Raw genomic sequence first — 19,264 nt, 5'->3', positions numbered from 1 at the left:
CCGCGGGACGCCGCCGCCGGTACGGGCCGGGGCCGAAGACCGGTCAGACGCTCATGGCCGCGCCGGCGAGGGGGAATAGGAGTGGAAGCCCCGACCGGTTTTCCGGCCCAGGAACCCGGCCTCGATCATCCGCGACAACAGGCCGGGCGGAGCGTGCGAGGGCTCCCTCGACTCCTCGTACAGCCCCTCGCCGACCGCCGCCACGACGTCGAGCCCGATGAGATCGGCGAGCTCCAGCGGGCCCATGGGGTGACCACAGCCGAGCTTCATGCTCTGGTCTATCTCCGTGGCCGAGGCCGTCCCGGTCTCCAGCATCCGGACGGCCGCCAGCAGATAGGGAATGAGCAGCGCGTTCACCACGAAACCCGGCTGGTCCTTGGCGTTGATCACCTGTTTTCCCAGCGTGTCCGTGAAGAACGCGTGCGTTCGGGCGAGCGCCGCCGGGTCGGTGCGCAGCGATCCGATCAGCTCCACCAGCTTCATCACCGGGACGGGATGGAACAGGTGCGTCCCCAGGACGCGTCCCGGATCGTCCGTCACCCCGGCGAGTTTCATGATGGGCAGGGACGAGGTGGTGGAGGCCAGGACCGCCGCGGGGTCCTCCACGATCTGATCGAGGCCGCGGAATATCTCCTGTTTGACGGCCAGTCGTTCCACCGCGGCCTCGAGGACGAAGTCCCGGTCGCTCAGCCGCTTGAGGTCGGTGCAGAATTCCACCCGTCCGGTCACCGCGTCCCGGGACTCCTCGGTCAGGGTCCCCTTCCCCACCAGCCGGTCCAGGGAGCGCGCTATGCGCCGGCTGCCCCGCTCGGCGGACTCGGCGCTCGTCACCTGGATCAGTACATCGAGGCCCGCGCGGGCGCAGACTTCCGCGAACCCCGCTCCCACGGTCCCGCAGCCGACCACGCCGACCCGCTCGACAGGTCTCATGCCGACCACCGCACCAGGCAGTTGGCCACGGACATGCCGCCGCCGAAGCCGGACAGCAGCACCAGGTCGCCCGTGGCGAGGTGCCCGGACCGCACCGCGTCGTCCAGCGCCACCGGTACCGAGGCGCTGCCGAGGTTGCCGTACCGGTCGACGACGACGCTGGTGTACGCGTCCTGCAGGGAAGACTTCATGACCAGTTCCCGGAGCAGCACGCCGTTGGCCTGGTGCGGTACGAAGCAGTCCACGTCGGCCGGGTCCAGCCCGGCGCCGGCGACCAGCTTCTCCAGCAGCTCCGGGAGACCTCGCATCACGAAGTCCCGTACCCCCCGGCCGTCCATGGTGAAGAAGTGCTGCCCGTCGGCCACCGTCCGCTCCGACACGGGAAACCGGCTCCCCCCGGCCACGACCTTGATCAGGTCCGAGGCATGGCCGTAGCTGCTGAGGCCGGTCGCCATGATTCCGTGCTCCTCCGCCACCTCCCCGATCAGCACGGCGCCCGCGCCGTCGCCCAGGAGCACGGACGTGCGCCGGTCGGTGAAGTCCAGGATGCGGGAGTACAGGTCCGCGCCGATGACCAGGGCGCGGGTGCCCCGGTTCGCGGTCACCAGCGCACGGGCCAGCTCGACTCCGTACACGAATCCGGCGCACACCACGTTGAGGTCGAAGCAGGCGGCGCCCGGCGCGGCGATGAGGTGCTGTACCAGACACGATGTCGGGGGCTGCGGGTGGTCACCGGTGGAGGTGGACACGATGAGGTAGTCGACGCGGTCGGCGTGGCACCCCGCGGCGTCCAGCGCCCGCCTCGCCGCCCGGGCCGCCAGGTCGGAGGTGGCCTGGTCGGGCGCCGCCCAACGGCGGGCGAGGATGCCGGTCCTGCGGACGATCCACTCCGGTGTGGCGTCGGTGACGAGGGAGGCGATGTCCTCGTTCGTGACGACGCGCTCGGGGACGTACGCCCCGGTGCCGAGAACGCCGATGCTCACCACCCGCTACTCCTCGCCCGTCCCGGGACCAAAGCCCCGCAGCGGGCCCAGCCGGTCCTCCCCGATCCGCGCCCGCGTCCCGGGGGCCGTCACGCCGAGTCCGGGCTCCGGAGCCATGCACAGCACACCGATCTTGCCGATGTGCCGGTTGGTCTGCACGACCCGGGCCGCCTCGGCCACATCGGCCAGCGGATACAGCGCCGACAGCGTCGGGACGACGTGTCCCAGCTCGATCAGCCGGTTGGCGTCCCACTGCTCCTGGAGATTGGCCACATGGCTGCCGATCACGCGTTTCAGGCGCATCCACAGATAGCGGTTGTCGAAGGTGTGCTCGTATCCCGTGCTGGATCCGCAGGTCACGACGGTGCCACCGCGCCGCACCACGAACACGGAGGTGCCGAACGTGGCGCGGCCGGTGTGTTCGAAGACGATGTCGGGGTCCCGGCCGGCCCTTTCCCGGATGATCCGTCCCAGCGTGCGTGCGGACTCCAGCGACGGGCCGGAGTCGGCCGCCGCGCCGTCGGTGAGCCCGAACTCCGCCCGGTTGATCACCACTTCGCAGCCGAGGGCGCGGAGCGCGGCGGCCTTGCGCTCGGATCCGACGATGCCGACCGGGATCCCGCCTCCGTTGCGCACGAACTGGACCGCGTAGCCGCCGAGTCCGCCGGCCGCGCCCCAGACCAGGACGACGTCGCCCTGCTTCATCCGGGCGCCCCGCTCACCGACGAGCATCCGGTAGGCGGTGCCCGCGCACAGCGGACTGCACGCGGCCTCCTCCCAGGTGAGGTGGGCCGGCTTGGGGATGAGCTGGGTGGCGCGGACCACGGCGTACTCGGCGAGGCCGCCGAAATTGGTCTCGAACCCCCAGGCACGCTGCTCGTCGCCCATCATGCCGTCGGCGTGGGTGGCCGCTTCCTGGTCGTCGACGTGGGCCGGGCTCACCACCACGTGGTCGCCCGCCCGCCAGTGGCGCACACCGGAGCCCACCCGTACCACCACGCCCGCCCCGTCCGAGCCCACGACCTGGTACGGCCGGTCGTGGCGGGTGGCCCAGCCGCCCTGCCGCGCGAACTGCCGCAGGAACCGGAACGTGGGAACCGGCTCGAACATGGCCGACCACACGGTGTTGTAGTTGATCGAGCTCGCCATGACGGCCACGACGACCTCGTCCGGGGCGAGGTCCGGCATGGGAACCGGACCGAGGTGCAGGGACTTGCGGACGTCCTTGTCGGTGAGGCCGGAGAAAATACCCTCGTCCTCCTCCCGCACGTAGGCGGCCGTGTACTCGGCCGGCAGGGGTATTCGCTCGATCTCCTCCGGTGCGGCTCCTTGGAACACGGCCTCGGTCAAAGCGCTCACAGCCACCCCTCGTTCCTGCATGGTTGCCGGGCTTCTCCTGTCCTCCGGACGCTCAAGTGGTTTCGCGGAGGAAATCCGGTCACGGAAGGAGGTCACGGCGATGTACCGGATGCCTGTCAGCGAAACACCGCGCCGCGTACCGCGGCAACCGGATCGGGGCACCGGTGCCTGTTCATACACGCACGCTTGCCGGGATGGTGTGCGGCGGGAACGCCGTCGCCACCGCCGCGTCAGTCCGGCACGTACCGCTTCAGACCGCCGTCCAGCCACGCCTTGGCGAGCTCCACCCGGGTGCGGCAGCCCGTCCGCTCGAAGATCTTGGCGAGGTACGCCTCGACACTCTTCTCACTCCGCGCGAGCGCCACCGAGATCTGCCGGTTGGTCCGGCCGGCCACCACCATCTCGATCACCTTCAGCTCCAGCCGGGTGAACGCCGAGCGGTCCCGTCGCCGGCGCGGAAGGTGAAGTCCCTTTTCCTGGGCGAGGTCCACCAGCCGCCTGCGGGCCGGCCGCGACGACATGCCCTCGCTCCACTTCCACGCCTCGAGCAGCCACTCCTCCGCGCCCGTGGCACGCAGGAGCCACATACTGGCCACGAAGGCCAGCTCCCGTCCGCCGTACCTAACCAGCGGGCCGTACGCGTCCAGGGCGCAGGTCACCTCGTCCCGGGCGTGAGCGCGTGCGAGGAGCGTCGTCGCGCGGACGAGCCGCGAGCCGACGGCCGCGTCGAGCTCCTCCAGCGCCTCCAGCGCGTCCAGGGCGGCGCGGCCGTCACCGGCCCGCACCGCGCACTCCACGACCCGGAAGAGCAGTCGCTCCGCTCCGATGAGATGCCCCTCGGCCCGCAGGGAGCGGAAGTCCTGCCACCCCCGCCGCCACGCCTCGGCCACCTCCCCGCGCGCCTGCCGCACCCCCAGACGAGCCCAGCAGAGCAGCGGTCCGCCCTCCGCGCCGGCGGAGACGCCGGCCAGCCAGGTGGCCGCCCGCCGCGGGTCGCCCCGCCAGCGGCAGATGTCCGAGGCGATGCTGCGGCTGTGGACGTACAGCGGCCCGTGTGAGTTCGCCGCCGGATCGGTCACGATGGCGCGGGCCGCCTTCAGCGCGGCGTCCCAGGAGCCGCCCAGGTACTCACGGACCAGGGCCTGGTAGCCGTGCAGCGGACTGTCCAGGAAGCGCACACAGCGGTCGCCGAGGACCATTTCCCAGGAGGTGGCCCAGTCCCCGATGGCCAGTGCCGCGTGCAGTTCGGCGTGGTTGGCGGGTACCGGGCCGTCGACGATGCGCCGCCGCGCTCCGCCGGACCGTGCGGCGCCGGGCTCGGCGCGCGGGCCCAGCACCCTGATCAGCAGCCGGGTCTCGGGGGCGGAAGGGATCCGCCGGGCGAGGAGATGGGCGGCGGGCATGCCGGCCGGAGAGCCGCCCGGTCCCCCGGGGAGGCGGGGGGCGGGCGCAACCGGCGGACCGGCGTGCGGCGGGTCGGGATCGGCGCGTACCCGTGCGGCCAGTGTCAGCAGCGCCGCGGCCTGCGGTACGCGCATCGCCGTCCGGGCAGCCGGGGTGTCACCGTCGATGACGTGCGTCCCCAGCCACTGGTTGTGGAACGCGGCCAGCGCCCAGGCGGAGGCCAGCTCGTGCAGGACGCCCTGGGCCCCGGGCATGAGGTCGGCGAGCCGGGGCAGCAGCCGGTCGCCGAGGTCCAGCAGGCCGTCGGCGTCACCGTGGTGGAGCATCGAGGCGATCGCGGTCCGCAGGATGCCGGGCAGTCTCTCGTCGTCCAGCCGCAGCTGACGCAGCAGCGCCAGACAGGCGCGCATGGCCCGGCTGGTGTCGTCCGGCCCGCCGCAGCGCGCGGCGGCGAGCAGCAGCTCCCGCGACACGCCGACGGCCAGTTCGGAGCCCGCGGCGAGGGCGTGGTCGGCCAGTCTCGGCGCGAGGGCCCCGGCGTTCCCGCCGACCCGCTGCCGCGCGTTGAGCACCACCTTGGCGTGCAACCGGGCGATGTCCCGCTCCTCGCGGAACATCTCCGTCCCCAGGGACGGCACCGGACACGCGAGGCGCCGTCGGTCGTCGACGGTGACCAGCCGCAGGGCGACCAGGATGTCGAGCACCCGCCCCAGGTGTTCCGGACGGCTTCCCACGTCCAGGGCCAGGTCCAGGAAATCGTCCACCGTGGTCTCCGCCGCGGCGGTCATCCGGGTGAGCACGGCCAGCACCTCGCCCGGGAAGTTCCCGTCGGCTCCGGCCGGCTGGTGTTCGGCCATCGGCTGCCAGACCCGCTGGAGTTCGGCGTGGAAGCCGGGAAGGGGTACGACGGCCTCCGGACGGGTGGGACACATCCGCCCGTCGGTCACGGCCAGTTGCCCGCGCTCCCCCAGCGCGGACAGCGCGAGCAGCACCGCCCGCGGGTTGCCGAACAGCCGCCCGAGGTCACGCCGGAGCACGGCCACCAGTTCCGGGGCGGGCGGCCATCCCAGCTGCTGCCGGGCCAGTTCGGCGGTCTCCTCCGCGGAGAGCGGCGCCACCTCCACCACCTGGTCGGCCGCCGCGGCCAGCGTACTCACCGGTCCCGGACACCCCATCGGCATCCACCCGGAGACCACGACGCACGCCCCGTCGGACCGCAGCCCGTACAGCAGCGCCCCCAACGCGCCCAGGTCGCGCTCGGCGACCACGTTGGCGTTGTCCAGCAGAACGATCACCGGTCGCGGACCGGCGGCTTCCCGTACGGCCCGCTGCGTCTCCAGCATCACCGGGAGGTGATACTGCCGGTCCCGGGCCTTCTGCGCCTGCCTGCGCCGGACCGCCGTCACCAGGGCCAGCGTGTTGTTGCTGGTCTCCTCCACCAGCGTGTCGCACACCTGGTCCACCACGGCGTCCAGGCCCGGATCCCCGTGCGCCGCCGGGTGGAGTCTGATCACCAGCGCCTCGGTCCCGGCGTGCTCCACCGCGCGGAGCGCGGCCCGCGCCAGAGTGGTCTTGCCCACGCCGGGGTCTCCGTGCACGATCAGGAGCCGTCCCGCCGATCCGGCCCGGCCGAGCGTCGTCTCGATCTCGCGAAGCTCATCCCTTCGCCCGACCAGCGCCGCGTTCCGCTGATGGGTCGGCGTCGGCAACGGTGTGCACCTCCCGTTGGGGCCGCGCATCCCGCGACCCGTGCGCCCCACGGTCGGCGGATCCGCCACCGGCTGTCAAGCAGGCCGCTACGATCCGACCGCGTGGGAAACCCGACCGGCACTTTCATCCGTATCTGACCGAAGAGGGACAGTGACCTGGAGTTTCTCAGAGAATTCGGAAGCCCCGGAGGAGGGCCGTGCACCGTGCGCCGCTCCGGCGGGCATTGGCCGGAACGCCACCATCGAGCGGTTGTGGGAGGCGGTCACCTCGGCCACCGGGCCCGCCGTGCAGTTGGTGCGCGGCGAAGTCGGGGCCGGGCGCACCACCGTGTTCGCCGCACTCGCCGAGCGTCTGCGGTCCACCTATGCCGTGTACCAGGTCGCGTGTCAGCCCGGCGACCATCTGACGCCCGGCCTCCTCGCCCACCGTCTGCTCCTGGCGCTGCACCAGCCGGCGCCGTCCCCGGCCTCCCCCGCCGAGTCCGCGGCGGACGCCCGCCCGCCGCAGGACCCGCCCCAGCCGCGTCCGGATCCGCGGGGGGACGCGGAGACCCTGCTCGGCCTGTTCGACCGGTCCCTGCGCGGGCGGGGACCGGCCGTCATCCTGATCGACGACGCGCAGCACGCCGATCCCGAGTCGGTCTCGCTGCTCCGTTCGGTCATCTCCGGGCTCGGTTCGCCGCGGCTGCTGATGAGCGTCGCTCCGGTGCGCTGCGGATGGCCCGCCGAGCAGCAGGCCGAACGGGCGGCCCTGACGCCGTTGTACGACTCCCGGGCCGTCGGCATCACCGATCTTCCTCCGCTCACCGCACCCGATATCGCCCGGATCCTCGCCGTCCGATTACACGCCGTGCCCGACGAGGACCTGGTGGCCGAGGTGCACCGGCTCAGCGGGGGCAACGCCGCGGCGGTGACGGCGGCGGCGGGCGGCCTGGCCGAGTCCGGAATGGTGCGGGTGCTGATCGGCCACGCGCAGCTGGTCGCCCACGCCAGGATCCTGGTCCTGCCGGACGACGACCGTTTCGTACGCACCCTGCGCGGGCTCGGGGACGTGGTGTGGCGGGTGGCCAAGGCCCTCAGTCTGCTGGAGCACATGGGCGCCACGACGGCGCGGCTCATCGCGACGGCCACCGGCCTGCCGGACCGTACGGTCGGCGAGGCCCTCCACCGGCTGGTGCGGTACGGCTTCGTGATCGGGCCGGACGGCGGGAGGGCCGCCCACGCCGGCGGCTGGGCCTTCCGGATACCGCTGGTGGCGCGGGCGATGCAGGCCAGGCTCGGACCGTACGAACGCCGCGTCACCTCCGCCATCGCCGTCCGCGCCTTGTGGGCGCGCCCCTCCACCGCGGCCGGCGGCGCCCCGGAAGGGAACGGACGCGGCGGCCCGGCCGCGCACGACGCCTACCTCGCCGACCGCATCCTCGACGCCGGAACGCTGCTCGAACGCGAGCGCGCGGCCCGGGAGTTGTTCCGCGTCGCCGAGCGGTTGCGGACCACCCACGGCCGCCGGGCCTGGGACTGGCTGCGGACCGCCGTCGAACTGGCCGACGACCCGGCTCCGGGGATCTCGGCGGTGCTCGCCCACGCGTCGGACGCGGTGCACAGGGGAGACAGCCACGTCGTGGAGGAGACGGCCACCACCCTGGTGCGCGCGCACCCGCTGGACGCCCTCACGCGGCACACCCTCGCCGCCGTCGAGATCACCAAGCTGGCGGCCACCGGCGACCTCGCGGGGCTCGACGCGCGCCACCGGGCCCACACCGCCGTGGTGGACCGCGACTCCGCCGTCCTCGCCGTGCTGTCGGCATCGCTGCTGGGCCTGTGGTCCGAGGTCCGGGACCTGGTCGCGCGGACCGGACTGGACCAGCACCCGCACCCGCCCCAGCGAGCGTTCGGCGCAGCGCTCGCGGCGACCGCGATGGCGGTGGCCGGCGAACCGGCCGCCGTGTACCAGAGCCTGCGGAATCCGCCGGAACGGGACGCCGGCCCGCCCTGGGCCACCGGCGTCTTCGGGGCGCTGCTGCACCAGTGCGAAGCGCTGCTGGCCATGGGGGACGTGAAGACCCTGACCGCCTTCCTGGACGAGCGCCGGCTGACGGTGGACCGGCTGCCGCCGCAGGACGTCTTCCTGTACCAGTTCCTGCGCGGCGACTGGCGCGAGGCCATGGCGAACGCCCGCCGGCTGCTGGTCAACGCCCTGCCGACCGAACGGGTGCCGGTCAGCGCCCTGGTGCCCGCCAGGGCGTCCACGATGCTGCTCGCCCAGGGCTGGCCGTCCCGTGCCAAGGCGGTGCTCGACATCGCGCGGTCGGTCTCCACGCCCATGGCCCATCTGCTGGACGCCGACGAGGCCGCGGCCCACCTGTTCCTCGGCAGGGCCGACGACGCGCGGGAGACGCTGCGCCGTGGGCTCGCCCAGGCGTCGGAGAGCGGCTACGTGCTGGGCACCGGTCCGCTCTGGTCGGCGCTGGCCGTCACCGAGGCGGCCGAGGGACGGCCCGATGCCGCCGTGTCATGTCTCGGCAGGCTGCGCCGCGCGGTCGCCGCGGACGGCGAAGGCGGCCGGCTGCTGTATCTGCGCACCCGTATGGAGGCGGTACGGCTGTCCCCCGCGCTGCGGAAGGCGTCCGACGACACCGCTTCGGACGGACCGGAGGCGGTCGCCGTGGCGCGGGCGTGGGGACAGCCCTACGAAACGGCCCGCACCCTGCTGGCCGCCGCGGCGGCACCGCGCGCCAAGCCCCGCGGCGCCCACCTTCTGCGGGAGGCGTACGACCGGTTCGGCCAGCTGGACGCCCTGCTGTGGCGGCACCGGACCCGCATGGCCATGAAGGACGCCGGGATCACGGTTCCGGACCGCCGGCGCGCCGCCCAGGAGATGGATCTGCTGCTGGCCCGGCTGGTCGCCGAGGGACTGACCAACCGTCAGCTCGCGGCGGCCCTCTCGTTGAGCGAGACCAGTGTCTCCAGCCGGCTCAACCGCCTCTTCCGCCGCGTCGGCCTGCGGTCCCGCGTGGAGTTGACCGCCGCCGTCACCATGGGCGACCCCCTGTTCGACCTCGGCTGACCCACGCGGGCCACGCCGGCCGGACTGGCCACCACGGCTGCGGGCGGTGCCGGTCGCCGCCTCAGCGAACGGATGCGACCAGCACCGCCACCGGATCCGGCGTCAGCTCCCGAACCGCGGTTCCGCCGTCTCGGCGTACATCTGCAACCTGATCGCCGCCACCGCGAGCTCGTCCTCCCGGGAAACGCGCGTGGTGAGGCCCCGTCCGCCGAACCGCGGCGCCCCGGTGACCGCCACCATCAGCGAGTACAGACTCGACGCCGAGGAGACGAAGAGACGGTTGTTCTTCGCTCCCCCGAAAGCGAGGTTGGATACCGGAGTGGGGAACAGAATCCGCCCGATCAGCGTGCCGTCGGGGTCGTAACAATGCAGTCCGCTGCGGCCCGCGGCGGCCCACAGCCGCCCCTCGTCGTCGAACTTGAGGCCGTCGAACTGAGCCTCGTCGAGCGAGGACTGGGTGAATACCGCACCCGGCGAGAGCTTTCCGTCCCGGCGCACGTCGAAGTCGCGGATCTGGCCGGTCAGAGTGTCCGACACCATGAGCCGCTTCTCGTCGGGGGAGAAGCACAGGCCGTTCGGGGCACCGAATCCCTCGGCCACGGCCTGGACCCTGCGCGTCGCGGGATCCAGCCGATAGACATTGCTGGCGCCGATTTCGCTCTCGCCGCGTTCGCCTTCGTAATCGCTGATAATGCCGAAGATCGGGTCGGTGAACCAGATCGAGCCGTCGGACCGTACGACGACGTCGTTCGGGCCGTTGAAACGGCGGCCCTGGAAGCGGTCGGCCAGCACGGTGACCGAGCCGTCGTGCTCGGTGCGGGTGATGCGGCGCCGCCCTTGCTCACAGCTGACCAGCCGGCCCTCGCGGTCGATCGTGTGGGCGTTGGGGTTGCCGGCCGACGCGCGGAACACACCGACCGCGCCCGTCGTTTCGTCCCAGCGCATCATCCGGTCGTTCGGAACGTCGCTGAAGATGACCTGACGCCAGGCCGGCAGATAAACCGGCCCTTCCACCCAACGGGCGCCGTCATAGAGTAATTCCAGTCTCTTGTCCCCGTTGGCGGGAATGAGAAACCGGTCGTCCAGTATCTCGTAGATGCTGGAACTGCTTTTGAAGGACATGTTCCCCCGTCCATCGTCGCAATCAAGCCACATGGCTGCTTGAAAAACTTTTACAGGGCGGGACATCGGGCCCACAAGGGGCGCTGGAGAACCTCCACAACCGAAGCAGCACCATGTATTTGCACAAACGGACCCCGCCGGCCCACACGAGGGGCCGGCGGGGCGGGGGGCTTGTGCCGGGTTCAGCGCAGCGCGCGAACCGGCCGCCGTTCCGCCTCCTGCCGCGGCGGATCCAGCTTCGTGCCCTCCATGTCGAGGTTGGGCAGCAGCCGGTCGAGCCAGCGGGGCAGCCACCAGGCCCCGTTGCCGACCAGGGCGAGGACGGCCGGCACCAGCGTCATCCGGACCACGAAGGCATCGACGACGATGCCGACGGCGAGACCGAGGGCGATCGGCTTGAGCGTGAGGTCCTCGGCCGTGACGAAGCTCGCGAACACGGCGAACATGATGAGCGCGGCGGCGGTGACGACCCGCGACGCGTGCCGCGAACCGGCGATCACGGACTCCCCGTGCCGGCCGGTGTGCACGTACTCCTCCCGCATCCGGGACACCAGGAAGACCTCGTAGTCCATCGCCAGCCCGAACAGAACCGCCATCAGGACGATCGGCATGAAGCTGAACACCGGTCCGGTGGTCGGGACCCCCAGCTGATCGGCGAGCCAGCCCCATTGGAAGACCGCCACCACCGCGCCGAACGCCGCCCCGACGGAGAGCAGGAACCCCACGGCCGCCTTGACGGGCACCACGATGGAGCGGAAGACCAGCAGCAACAGCAGCAACGCGAGTCCGACCACGATCGCGGCGAACGGCACCAGCGAGTCGCTGAGCAGGTCGGAGACGTCGATGGCCGCGGCGGTGGATCCCGTGACCAGGACCTCGGCGTCCGCGGCCGTGCCCAGGTCCGGGGTGGCGGCCCGGATGTCACGTACCAGGCGCACCGTCTCCTCGGCCCGCGGGCCGGCCTTCGGCACGACCGTCACGATCGCCGTCCGGCCGTCCGTGCCCGCCTGCGGTGCGCTGATGGACAGGACCTCGGGCAGACGGAGGTCGCCGATGCCCTTCGCGACCTCGGTGGCGGCGGCCTTCGGGTCCGCGTCGGCGGTCTGCACCAGGACCAGCAGCCGCCCGTTCCGGCCGGGGCCGAAGGCATCGGAGATCATGTCGTAGGCCCTGCGCTGTGTCGACTCGGGCGCCGCGGTGCCGTTGTCCGGCATGGCCAGGGACAGCTGGGCGGCCGGAACCGCCATCACGCCGAGTCCGATGACGACGGCCACCACCGTGACCAGGGGACGACGGGTGACCAGCCGGGCCCAGCGGGCACCGCCGTTCCAGCGGCGGCCCGAGCCGGTCTCCCGCTCCCTGCGGTCGGCGCGCGAGCCGGGCCGCGGCCGCAGCCGCGTTCCGGCGAACCCGAGCAGCGCCGGCAGCAGGGTGATCGCCACCAGGACCGCCATCAGTACGGTGCCCGCCGCGGCGAGGCCCATGACGCTCAGGAACGGGATGCCGACGACCGTCAGACCGGACAGCGCGACGATCACGGTCAGCCCCGCGAAGACCACGGCGCTGCCCGCGGTGCCGGTGGCCCGCGCCGCGGACTCCTCGGCGTCCATCCCGGAGGCCAGCTGGGTGCGGTGCCTGGACAGGATGAGCAGCGCGTAGTCGATGCCCACGGCGAGGCCGACCATCAGGGCCAGGCTCGGCGCCGTGGACGACACCGTGGCGATGTTGGACACCAGCAGCAGCCCGAGCAGTCCGGCGACGAGTCCGATCACCGCCGTGAGCAACGGCAGCCCGGCCGCCAGCAGCGATCCGAAGGTGATGATGAGCACCACGACGGCGACGACGAGGCCGATCACCTCGCCGATCCCGACCTCCAGCCCGGCCGAGCTGTAGATCGTGCCGCCCACCTCGGCCCGCAGGCCGCTGGAGCGGGCCTGGAACGCGATGTGCTCCAGGGCCTCGACACTGGAGTCCCGCAGCGCGTCGCGTTTGATGGGGTAGAGCACCTGGGCGAGGGCCGTGCGCCGGTCGGCGGAGACGGACTTCGCCTCGAACGGATCGACCGCCGTCTCGACCTGGGGCGCCTTCCCCGCCGCCGCGACCGTCCGCTCGATGACGGAGCGGTACTCGGGGTCGTTGACGGTCGAGCCCTCCGGGGCCCTGAAGACGATCTGGGCCGTGACACCGGTGGAGGACGGCAGCGCCTTCTCCAGGATGTCGATGCCCTTTTGCGACTGCGACCCGGGGATGGTGGCCTCGCTGTCGAGATGCGAGCCGAACGTCGCCATCCCGCCGCCCACCAGCGCGATGAGGAGTAACCAGCCGGCCAGGAACAGACCGCGGCGACGGAAGGCCGCCCGGCCGAGCGAGTAGAGAAGGGTGGCCATCACATGTCCCCTGAGGTGTCGGAGGAGGTACGGGAGTCGGCGGGGAGGCCCAGCAGCGCCGTGAGCGCCGTGGTCAGGGCCTGTTCCACGCCGGCGACGTCGATCGCCTCGGGGTCGGCGATGCGTTCGTTCGACAGGCCGTTGCACAGGCAGTGCAGGATCAACCCGACGACATCGGGTCCCGCGACCGGCTCGGCACCGGTGCGTGCCGCGACTTCGGCGATGGAGCGGCTCGCCGCCGCCCGCTGGGCGCGCCGCAGCGGCGTGAGGATGCCGCGCGCCTTGTCGTCGCGGGCGGCACGGGCCGCGAACTCCAGGCCGAGCTGCCCGCGCTCGGCGTCGTTCACGATGTGCCGGGCGACCGTCCGGGCGGCCACGCCGATCGTCCCGGCGAGGTCCTCGGTGTCCCTCAGCTCGCTCATCACCAGGTTGAACTCGGTGTCGGCGCCGGCCCCGAGGACAGCGCCGAAGAGTTCCGGCTTACCGGAGAAGTTCGAGTAGATGGCGCCCTTGGTGAACCCGGCGGCATACGCGATGTCGTCCAGGTTGCTGTCCTCGTAGCCGCGTTCGGCGAACGACTGTGCCGCGGCCGCCAGCAGCCGGCGGCGCACCTCGTCCCGCGGCACGCGCGGCACGGGCCCCGTGGGGCCGCCCTGCGCGGGGCGGGTGCCGGCGGAGTCCGACGGGTACCGGGGGTATCCGATACCCGGAGTACCGTGCTGCGGTGCCGCGTCGGCCTCGGCCCACGACCGCGTCTTCGGTTCCCTATTCATGGCGGACCCGGCCTAGTCCACCGTGCGGAGCGTGATCGCCCCGTTCTCGGTGCGTGCCGAGATCACATGCGGGCTGTTCGCGTCCGTCGGCACACCGGCCTTCACGCTTCCGTTCTCCGTCTTGGTCACGACCTTGTACGTGGTGTCCGGCACCTGGACCGTCACCCCGCCGTTCTCCGTCGTCACGTCCACCTCGTCGGGCGCGGTGGCGAAGGAGAGATCGACCTTCCCGTTGTCGGTACTGGCCTTGACCCGGCCCGCGCTGACGCCCGTGGCCTTCACCGCCCCGCTTCCGCTCTCCAGCGTGAGGTCGCCGGAGGTGCCGGAGACGCTGACCGACCCGTTGTCGGAGCGGATCCGCAGCGCCTTCTCGAAGCCGGCGGCGGTGGTCTTGCCGTTGTCGCCCTCGACGGCCAGCGCGACGCGCCTGGGCACGAGCACCTCGTACCGGGCGGAGCAGTTGCTGATGAGCCCTCCGCAGTCGGTGTTCAAGGTGAGCTTGTCATCGACGAGTTCCCACGACGCCTTGGGCTTGCCGCCGACGGCGGACCATCCGGAGAACCAGCGGGTCACCTCGACCTTGTCGACGTCCGCGGACCGGACCTTCAGGTCGCCCTTGTTCCGGCTGATGGTGAGCTGGTCACCGGCCAGCGAGAAGTCCCGCTTCGCCGGACCGTCCTTGTCGTCGGCCGACCCCCCGCACCCGGTGACGGCCACCAGCGCGGCGAGTACGCCGCCCGCCAGGACGCAGGTACGTAACCTGGGGTTGTCAGTGGTCATGGGATGTTTCCCCCCTGAGAGATGTGTCGTGCGCCAGCACCTACGACGCTACGGACCGAGCGGTCCGCCATCGATCCGGCGCGCCCCCTGAATGATGGGGGGTTATCCCCACCTCCTTCTCCCCCGGACGCCCCCATGAGTACGTTCGGGCACGACCGAGGGACGAACCGGCAACCGGGACCCGCGCGACGGGGCCCGTGGGAGCCCGCCCGCGCGGTGCCCCGCGCCCGCGGCGACAGCGCGGGAGGCGCCGCACGGGCCCAGGTCAGCGGGGGTTCCGCGGCTGCCGCACCGGTCCCCGGCGCGGTGCTCGCACCCGGGGCGCTCCCGGCCGCCGGCGGGTGTCAAGGGGCTTCACGGCCCTTCGCGGCCCCTTGACGCGGGCCGCCCCGGGAGCAGGGTGAACGCACGGGCCCGCGGTTGACGACGGCGGTTGGGGGGCCCGGGGCGGCGCGACCGGTCCACCGGACCGGGTGACGGCACGGGCCGGGCACCGCCCCCGTCCGGGGCTGGTGTCCGGCCCGGCCGAGCCCGCCGGAGGGGAGGCGCGGCCGGCCCGGCGGGGCTCCCGGCTCAGGCCCGGCCGAAGCCGGCGGCGATCTCCCGCAGCAGCTCCATCACCGCACGGGCGCGGGCGGTCTGGGTCATCCCCCTCACGGAGGCGATCTTGACTTCGAGCGGGGGGCTTTCGTCCCGCAGCTCCAGTTCCGCGATCTCACCGCCGCCGTAGGTCTGGCTGGTCACCGGCCGCTGGTTCAGCACCGAGTAGCCGAGTCCCCGGGCCACCAGGGACCGCACGGTCTCGTAGCTCCGGGTGCGGTAGCGGACATCGGGCGCGGTGCCGGTGGCGGCCACCAGCGAGCGGAAGTAGTCGCGGCTGTGGGGCAGGTCGAGCAGGACGAGGGGTTCCTCGGACAGTTCGGCCAGCTCCACGGTGCCCTGGTGGGCCAGCGGGTGACCGGCCGGGACGATGACGTAGGCCGGGGCGAGCGCGATCGTCTCGCTGTGCAGGTCCTGCTCGGCCGACAGACCGAGGTCGTAGGTGAGGGCGAAGTCGACGCGGCCGGTGACCAGGGCCTGGACGAGCTGATCCGTCTCCCCCTCCACCACGTCGATCTCTATGCCCGGGTAGCGGCTGGTGCACTCGCTGAACAGGGGCGGCAGGTAGTAGGGGGCCAGCGTCACGAAGCAGCCCAGGGCGACCGGCCCGGAGATGGTCTCACCGTCTCCCCGGGCCTCCCGCTCGACCTCGCGCGCACGGGCCAGCAGCTCCCGCGCGTGCTGCTGGAGCCTCTCCCCCGCCGGGGTCAGGGTCAGCCCCCGGCCCCGGCGGCGGACGAACAGCTGTACCCGCAGGTCGCGCTCCAGATTGTGGATGGCCGCGGACACGGCGGACTGTGCGATGTGGAGTTCCCCCGACGCCTCCGTCATCGAACCGCACTCGGCGGCGACGAGGAAGTAGCGGAGCTGTACGAGGGTGAAACCCACCGGTGACGTCATACGTGGCCCCTGCGCCTGGTGATCCGTGTCCGTGCCCGACGCCGACCCTATGCCGTGGCCGCTAACGCTGCTCGGGGGCCGCGTCCGACACGTCCTCGGGGCGCAGCAGCGCGGAACCGGCGGTCTCCTTCAGAGACAGGGCGGCGACCAGACCGCCGACGGCGAACACCATCAGGTAGGGGCCGGGCAGCAGGGTGCTGCCGGTCGCGGAGATGAGCACGGTCATCAGGTACGGCACCGTGCCGGCGAACAGGGCGGCGGTGATGTTGTAGGCGATGGACAGGCCGCTCTGGCGGGTGCGGGTGGGGAACAGCTCCGCCGACCACACCGCGTAGGTGCCCAGGATCGCCGCCAGGATCACGCCGAGCAGCAGACCGGCGATCCAGGTTCCGGCGAGCCCGGTCCGCATGAGGAGGAAGGCGGGGGTGGAGACGACCAGGAGCGCCGCGGTGGCTCCGACGAAGACCGGTTTGCGTCCCACCCGGTCGGACAGCACCCCGAACACCGGGACCAGCACCAGCCCCAGCAGGGAGATCACCGTGGAGAGCAGGGCGGCGCTGCCCGCCGAGTGCTTCAGATGGTCGGTCTCGTAGGTGACCAGGTAGGTCAGCACCATGTAGAAGGGCACGTGCATGGCCGCCATCAGGCCCGCCGCCTGGAGCACCTGCCGCTTGTTGCGGCGCAGCAGCTCCCGTACGGGGCTGCTCGGCACGGTGTCGTTGGCCTCGAGTGCCCGGTACTCGGGGGTGTCCTCGATCTTGTTGCGGATGATGAAGCCGATGACGCCCAGCGGCGCGGAGACGAGGAAGGGGATGCGCCAGCCCCAGGACGTCAGCTGGTGCTCGTCCAGCCCCGTCGACAGCAGCAGGTAGACGAACGAACCGGCGAGGAAGCCCAGCAGGGAGCCGACCTCCAGCCAGCTCACCCCGAATCCGCGACGGCGCCGGGGGGCGCTCTCGGCGAGGAAGCTCGCCGCGCTGCCGAACTCGCCGCCCGCGGCGAACCCCTGGATCAGGCGCAGGACCACCAGCAGCACCGGGGCGGCGACCCCGATCGCGGCGTAGCCGGGGAGCAGACCGATGGTCAGGGTCGCGCCGGACATCATGAAGATGACCAGCGACAGCGTGCGCTTGCGGCCGATCCGGTCGCCGAGCGGCCCGAACACCATCGCGCCGATGGGCCGGATGCCGAACGACACGGCGAACACGCCGAACACGGCGAGCAGTCCGGTGGTGCCGTTCTCCGACGGGAAGAACACGTCCGCGACGGTGCCGGCGAGATAGGCGTAGGCCGCCCAGTCGAACCAGTGCACGAACACGCCGACGGCACCCGCGGCAACGCTCCTGCGCAGTGCGACGACATCGGTGGCCACCTCGGCCTCGGCCGTTCTGACGTCGGGGGGAGAAGTAGGCATGCGCGCCTCCTTGGGAAATGGGGTGGAACAAGCCGGGGCTGTGCGGGTGCGGCCGGGCGCCGTGCCCTCAGCGGGCGGGTCGTCCGGTGAGGGAGGCGGGGCTGGTGAGGACATGGAGTTCCGCCTCGGTCAGCAGCTCGCGCTCGCGTATCAGGTCGAGCGGCGGCCTGCCGGTGCGGTGCGCCTCCAGTGCGATGGCGCAGGCGGTCTCGTAGCCGAGTGCCGGGCTGAGCGCGGTGACCATACCGGTGGAGGCGGCGACGGCCTCGGCGAGCCGGTGCCGGTTGGCGGTGATACCGCGCACACAGTGCTCGGTGAGGACGGCGACCCCCGCGGCGAGATGGTCCAGACCGGCGCTCAGACTCCGGTAGATGACCGGCTCGAAGGCGTTGAGCTGGAGCTGGCCGCCCTCGGCGGCGAGGGTGACGGTCACGTCGTTGCCGATGATCTCGAACGCGATCTGGTTGACCGCTTCGGGGATCACCGGATTGACCTTGCCGGGCATGATGGACGATCCGGCCTGGCGCGCGGGCAGGTTGATCTCGCCGAGCCCGGCCTGCGGCCCCGAGGACAGCAGGCGCAGATCGTTGCAGATCTTGGACAGCTTCACGGCGGTCCGCTTGAGCACGCCGGAGAGCTGCACGAAGACCCCGACGTCCTGGGTGGCCTCGATGAGGTCGGGTGAGGACTGGAGCGTCGGTATGCCCGTCAGCCCGCGCAGGTGCTCCACCGCACGCTCCCGGTAGCCCGGACGGGCGTTGAGGCCGGTGCCGATCGCCGTGCCGCCGAGGTTCAGCTCGTGCAGCAGCAGCCTGGCCTCCGCGAGCCGCTGCTCGTCCTCGGCGAGAGTGGCGGCGAACGCCCCGAACTCCTGGCCCAGCGTCATGGGCACGGCGTCCTGCAACTGGGTGCGGCCCATCTTCAGGACATCGGCGAACTCGGCGGCCTTGGCGGCCAGGGCCTCGCGCAGCCCGGCCAGGGCGGCGAGCAGCTCGGCGAGGTGCGCGTCCAGCGCCAGCTTCACCGCGGTCGGATAGACGTCGTTGGTGCTCTGCCCGAGGTTGACGTGGTCCAGGGGGTGCAGGGCGGAGTACTCCCCGCGACGCCGTCCGAGCAGTTCCAGGGCCCGGTTGGCGATCACCTCGTTGGCGTTCATGTTCGTCGACGTACCGGCGCCGCCCTGGATGAGGTCGACCACGAACTGCTCGTGCAGCGCGCCGTCACGGATCTCGGCACAGGCCCCGGTGATCGCCGACGCGAGGGCGCCGTCCAGCGCGCCGACTTCGGCGTTCGCCAGGGCCGCGGCGTGCTTCACGGCCGCCAGGGCGGCGATCAGGTGCGGCCGGGCGGCGAGGGTCTCCCCGGTGAGCGGGAAGTTGGTCACCGCACGGGCGGTGTGCGCCCCGTAGTAGGCGTCCGCGGGCACGTCGACGTCGCCGAGCATGTCGTGCTCCGTCCGGTGCCCGTCGCTCGCCGGGGCGGTGTGCTGGGGGCCGGGGGTCAGGGACATCGGTGTCCTCCGGGTCGTCGGGCATCGGGGGGACCGGTGAACGAAAGGTTCGGACGGGTCCCGGGAGGGGCGGGGGTCCGCGGCGGGCGCGCCCCGGACCCGGTGGTCGTCGGGCTGGTGGCGGTGCCCGGCCGCACGGCTCCCTCCGCGATGAGCGGCTCGTCGCCGTCCGCGTCCTCGTACCGCGCCAGGCGGCCGAGCGCGGGCCCGGGTGCGGCGGCCGGTACCGCGTACCGGCCGGGAGACGGCCACGCGGGACCGGCGTCCGGCACCACGGCGGTGCCCGCGCGCACGGTCACCGGCGTCCGGTGCGGGCGGCCGGGGGG

General features: G+C 72.4%; 12 protein-coding genes and 1 pseudogene. 2 read left to right on the top strand and 11 right to left on the bottom strand.

Translation table 11 applies throughout. The annotated features are described in order from the left end of the window. Positions 1–51: 51 nt before the first annotated feature. From AXW62_RS22340 to AXW62_RS22325, 4 genes are all read right to left on the bottom strand, one after another. Positions 52–930 carry a 3-hydroxybutyryl-CoA dehydrogenase gene (locus AXW62_RS22340; protein ID WP_060946100.1) on the bottom strand — a complete coding sequence of 293 codons (879 nt, stop codon included), beginning with the start codon at positions 928–930 and terminating at the stop codon, positions 52–54. Further along, positions 927–1,913, bottom strand: coding sequence for a 3-oxoacyl-ACP synthase III family protein (locus tag AXW62_RS22335; protein ID WP_060946099.1), 987 nt, complete (start codon positions 1,911–1,913; stop codon positions 927–929). Before AXW62_RS22335 ends, AXW62_RS22340 begins: the two co-directional genes overlap by 4 nt. 6 nt (positions 1,914–1,919) lie before the next feature. Next, positions 1,920–3,272, bottom strand: a complete 1,353-nt coding sequence (ccrA, locus tag AXW62_RS22330) for a crotonyl-CoA carboxylase/reductase (protein ID WP_214516869.1) — start codon at positions 3,270–3,272, stop codon at positions 1,920–1,922. 230 nt (positions 3,273–3,502) lie between these two features. Then, complete coding sequence (locus tag AXW62_RS22325) at positions 3,503–6,385, bottom strand: helix-turn-helix transcriptional regulator (protein WP_060946096.1); 2,883 nt, start codon at positions 6,383–6,385, stop codon at positions 3,503–3,505. Between the two features lie 4 nt (positions 6,386–6,389). Between AXW62_RS22325 and AXW62_RS22320 the strand changes: the two genes are divergently transcribed. Further along, positions 6,390–9,452, top strand: a complete 3,063-nt coding sequence (locus AXW62_RS22320) for a helix-turn-helix transcriptional regulator (RefSeq protein WP_079115733.1) — start codon at positions 6,390–6,392, stop codon at positions 9,450–9,452. Positions 9,453–9,554: 102 nt separating this feature from the next. On the opposite strand, the gene AXW62_RS22315 is transcribed toward AXW62_RS22320, so the two are convergent. From AXW62_RS22315 to AXW62_RS22285, 7 genes are all read right to left on the bottom strand, one after another. Continuing rightward, positions 9,555–10,574 (bottom strand): SMP-30/gluconolactonase/LRE family protein, encoded by a 1,020-nt coding sequence (locus tag AXW62_RS22315; RefSeq protein WP_063817634.1) that lies wholly within the window; start codon positions 10,572–10,574, stop codon positions 9,555–9,557. Positions 10,575–10,756: 182 nt separating this feature from the next. After that, positions 10,757–12,961 carry an MMPL family transporter gene (locus tag AXW62_RS22310; protein ID WP_060946094.1) on the bottom strand — a complete coding sequence of 735 codons (2,205 nt, stop codon included), beginning with the start codon at positions 12,959–12,961 and terminating at the stop codon, positions 10,757–10,759. Continuing rightward, positions 12,961–13,587, bottom strand: coding sequence for a TetR/AcrR family transcriptional regulator (locus AXW62_RS22305; RefSeq protein ID WP_244503176.1), 627 nt, complete (start codon positions 13,585–13,587; stop codon positions 12,961–12,963). Before AXW62_RS22305 ends, AXW62_RS22310 begins: the two co-directional genes overlap by 1 nt. A gap of 159 nt (positions 13,588–13,746) precedes the next feature. After that, positions 13,747–14,514, bottom strand: a complete 768-nt coding sequence (locus AXW62_RS22300) for a DUF4097 family beta strand repeat-containing protein (RefSeq protein ID WP_030831391.1) — start codon at positions 14,512–14,514, stop codon at positions 13,747–13,749. Positions 14,515–15,087: 573 nt separating this feature from the next. Then, entirely contained in the window at positions 15,088–16,014 is a 927-nt protein-coding gene (locus AXW62_RS22295; protein WP_030831389.1) for a LysR family transcriptional regulator, read from the bottom strand. A 61-nt stretch (positions 16,015–16,075) separates the two neighbouring features. Beyond that, positions 16,076–17,428 (bottom strand): MFS transporter, encoded by a 1,353-nt coding sequence (locus AXW62_RS22290; protein ID WP_079105885.1) that lies wholly within the window; start codon positions 17,426–17,428, stop codon positions 16,076–16,078. Between the two features lie 67 nt (positions 17,429–17,495). Continuing rightward, a complete protein-coding gene (locus AXW62_RS22285) occupies positions 17,496–18,938 on the bottom strand; it encodes an aspartate ammonia-lyase (RefSeq protein WP_051886235.1) in 1,443 nt (480 codons plus the stop codon). A gap of 36 nt (positions 18,939–18,974) precedes the next feature. Between AXW62_RS22285 and AXW62_RS45145 the strand changes: the two are divergent. Continuing rightward, positions 18,975–19,264: pseudogene (locus AXW62_RS45145) on the top strand (hypothetical protein); the annotation flags it as partial.

The sequence above is a fragment of the Streptomyces hygroscopicus subsp. hygroscopicus genome (genome assembly GCF_001553455.1).
GTDB classification, from domain to species: domain Bacteria; phylum Actinomycetota; class Actinomycetes; order Streptomycetales; family Streptomycetaceae; genus Streptomyces; species Streptomyces hygroscopicus.
This window is presented reverse-complemented; position numbering and strand designations above follow the sequence as displayed.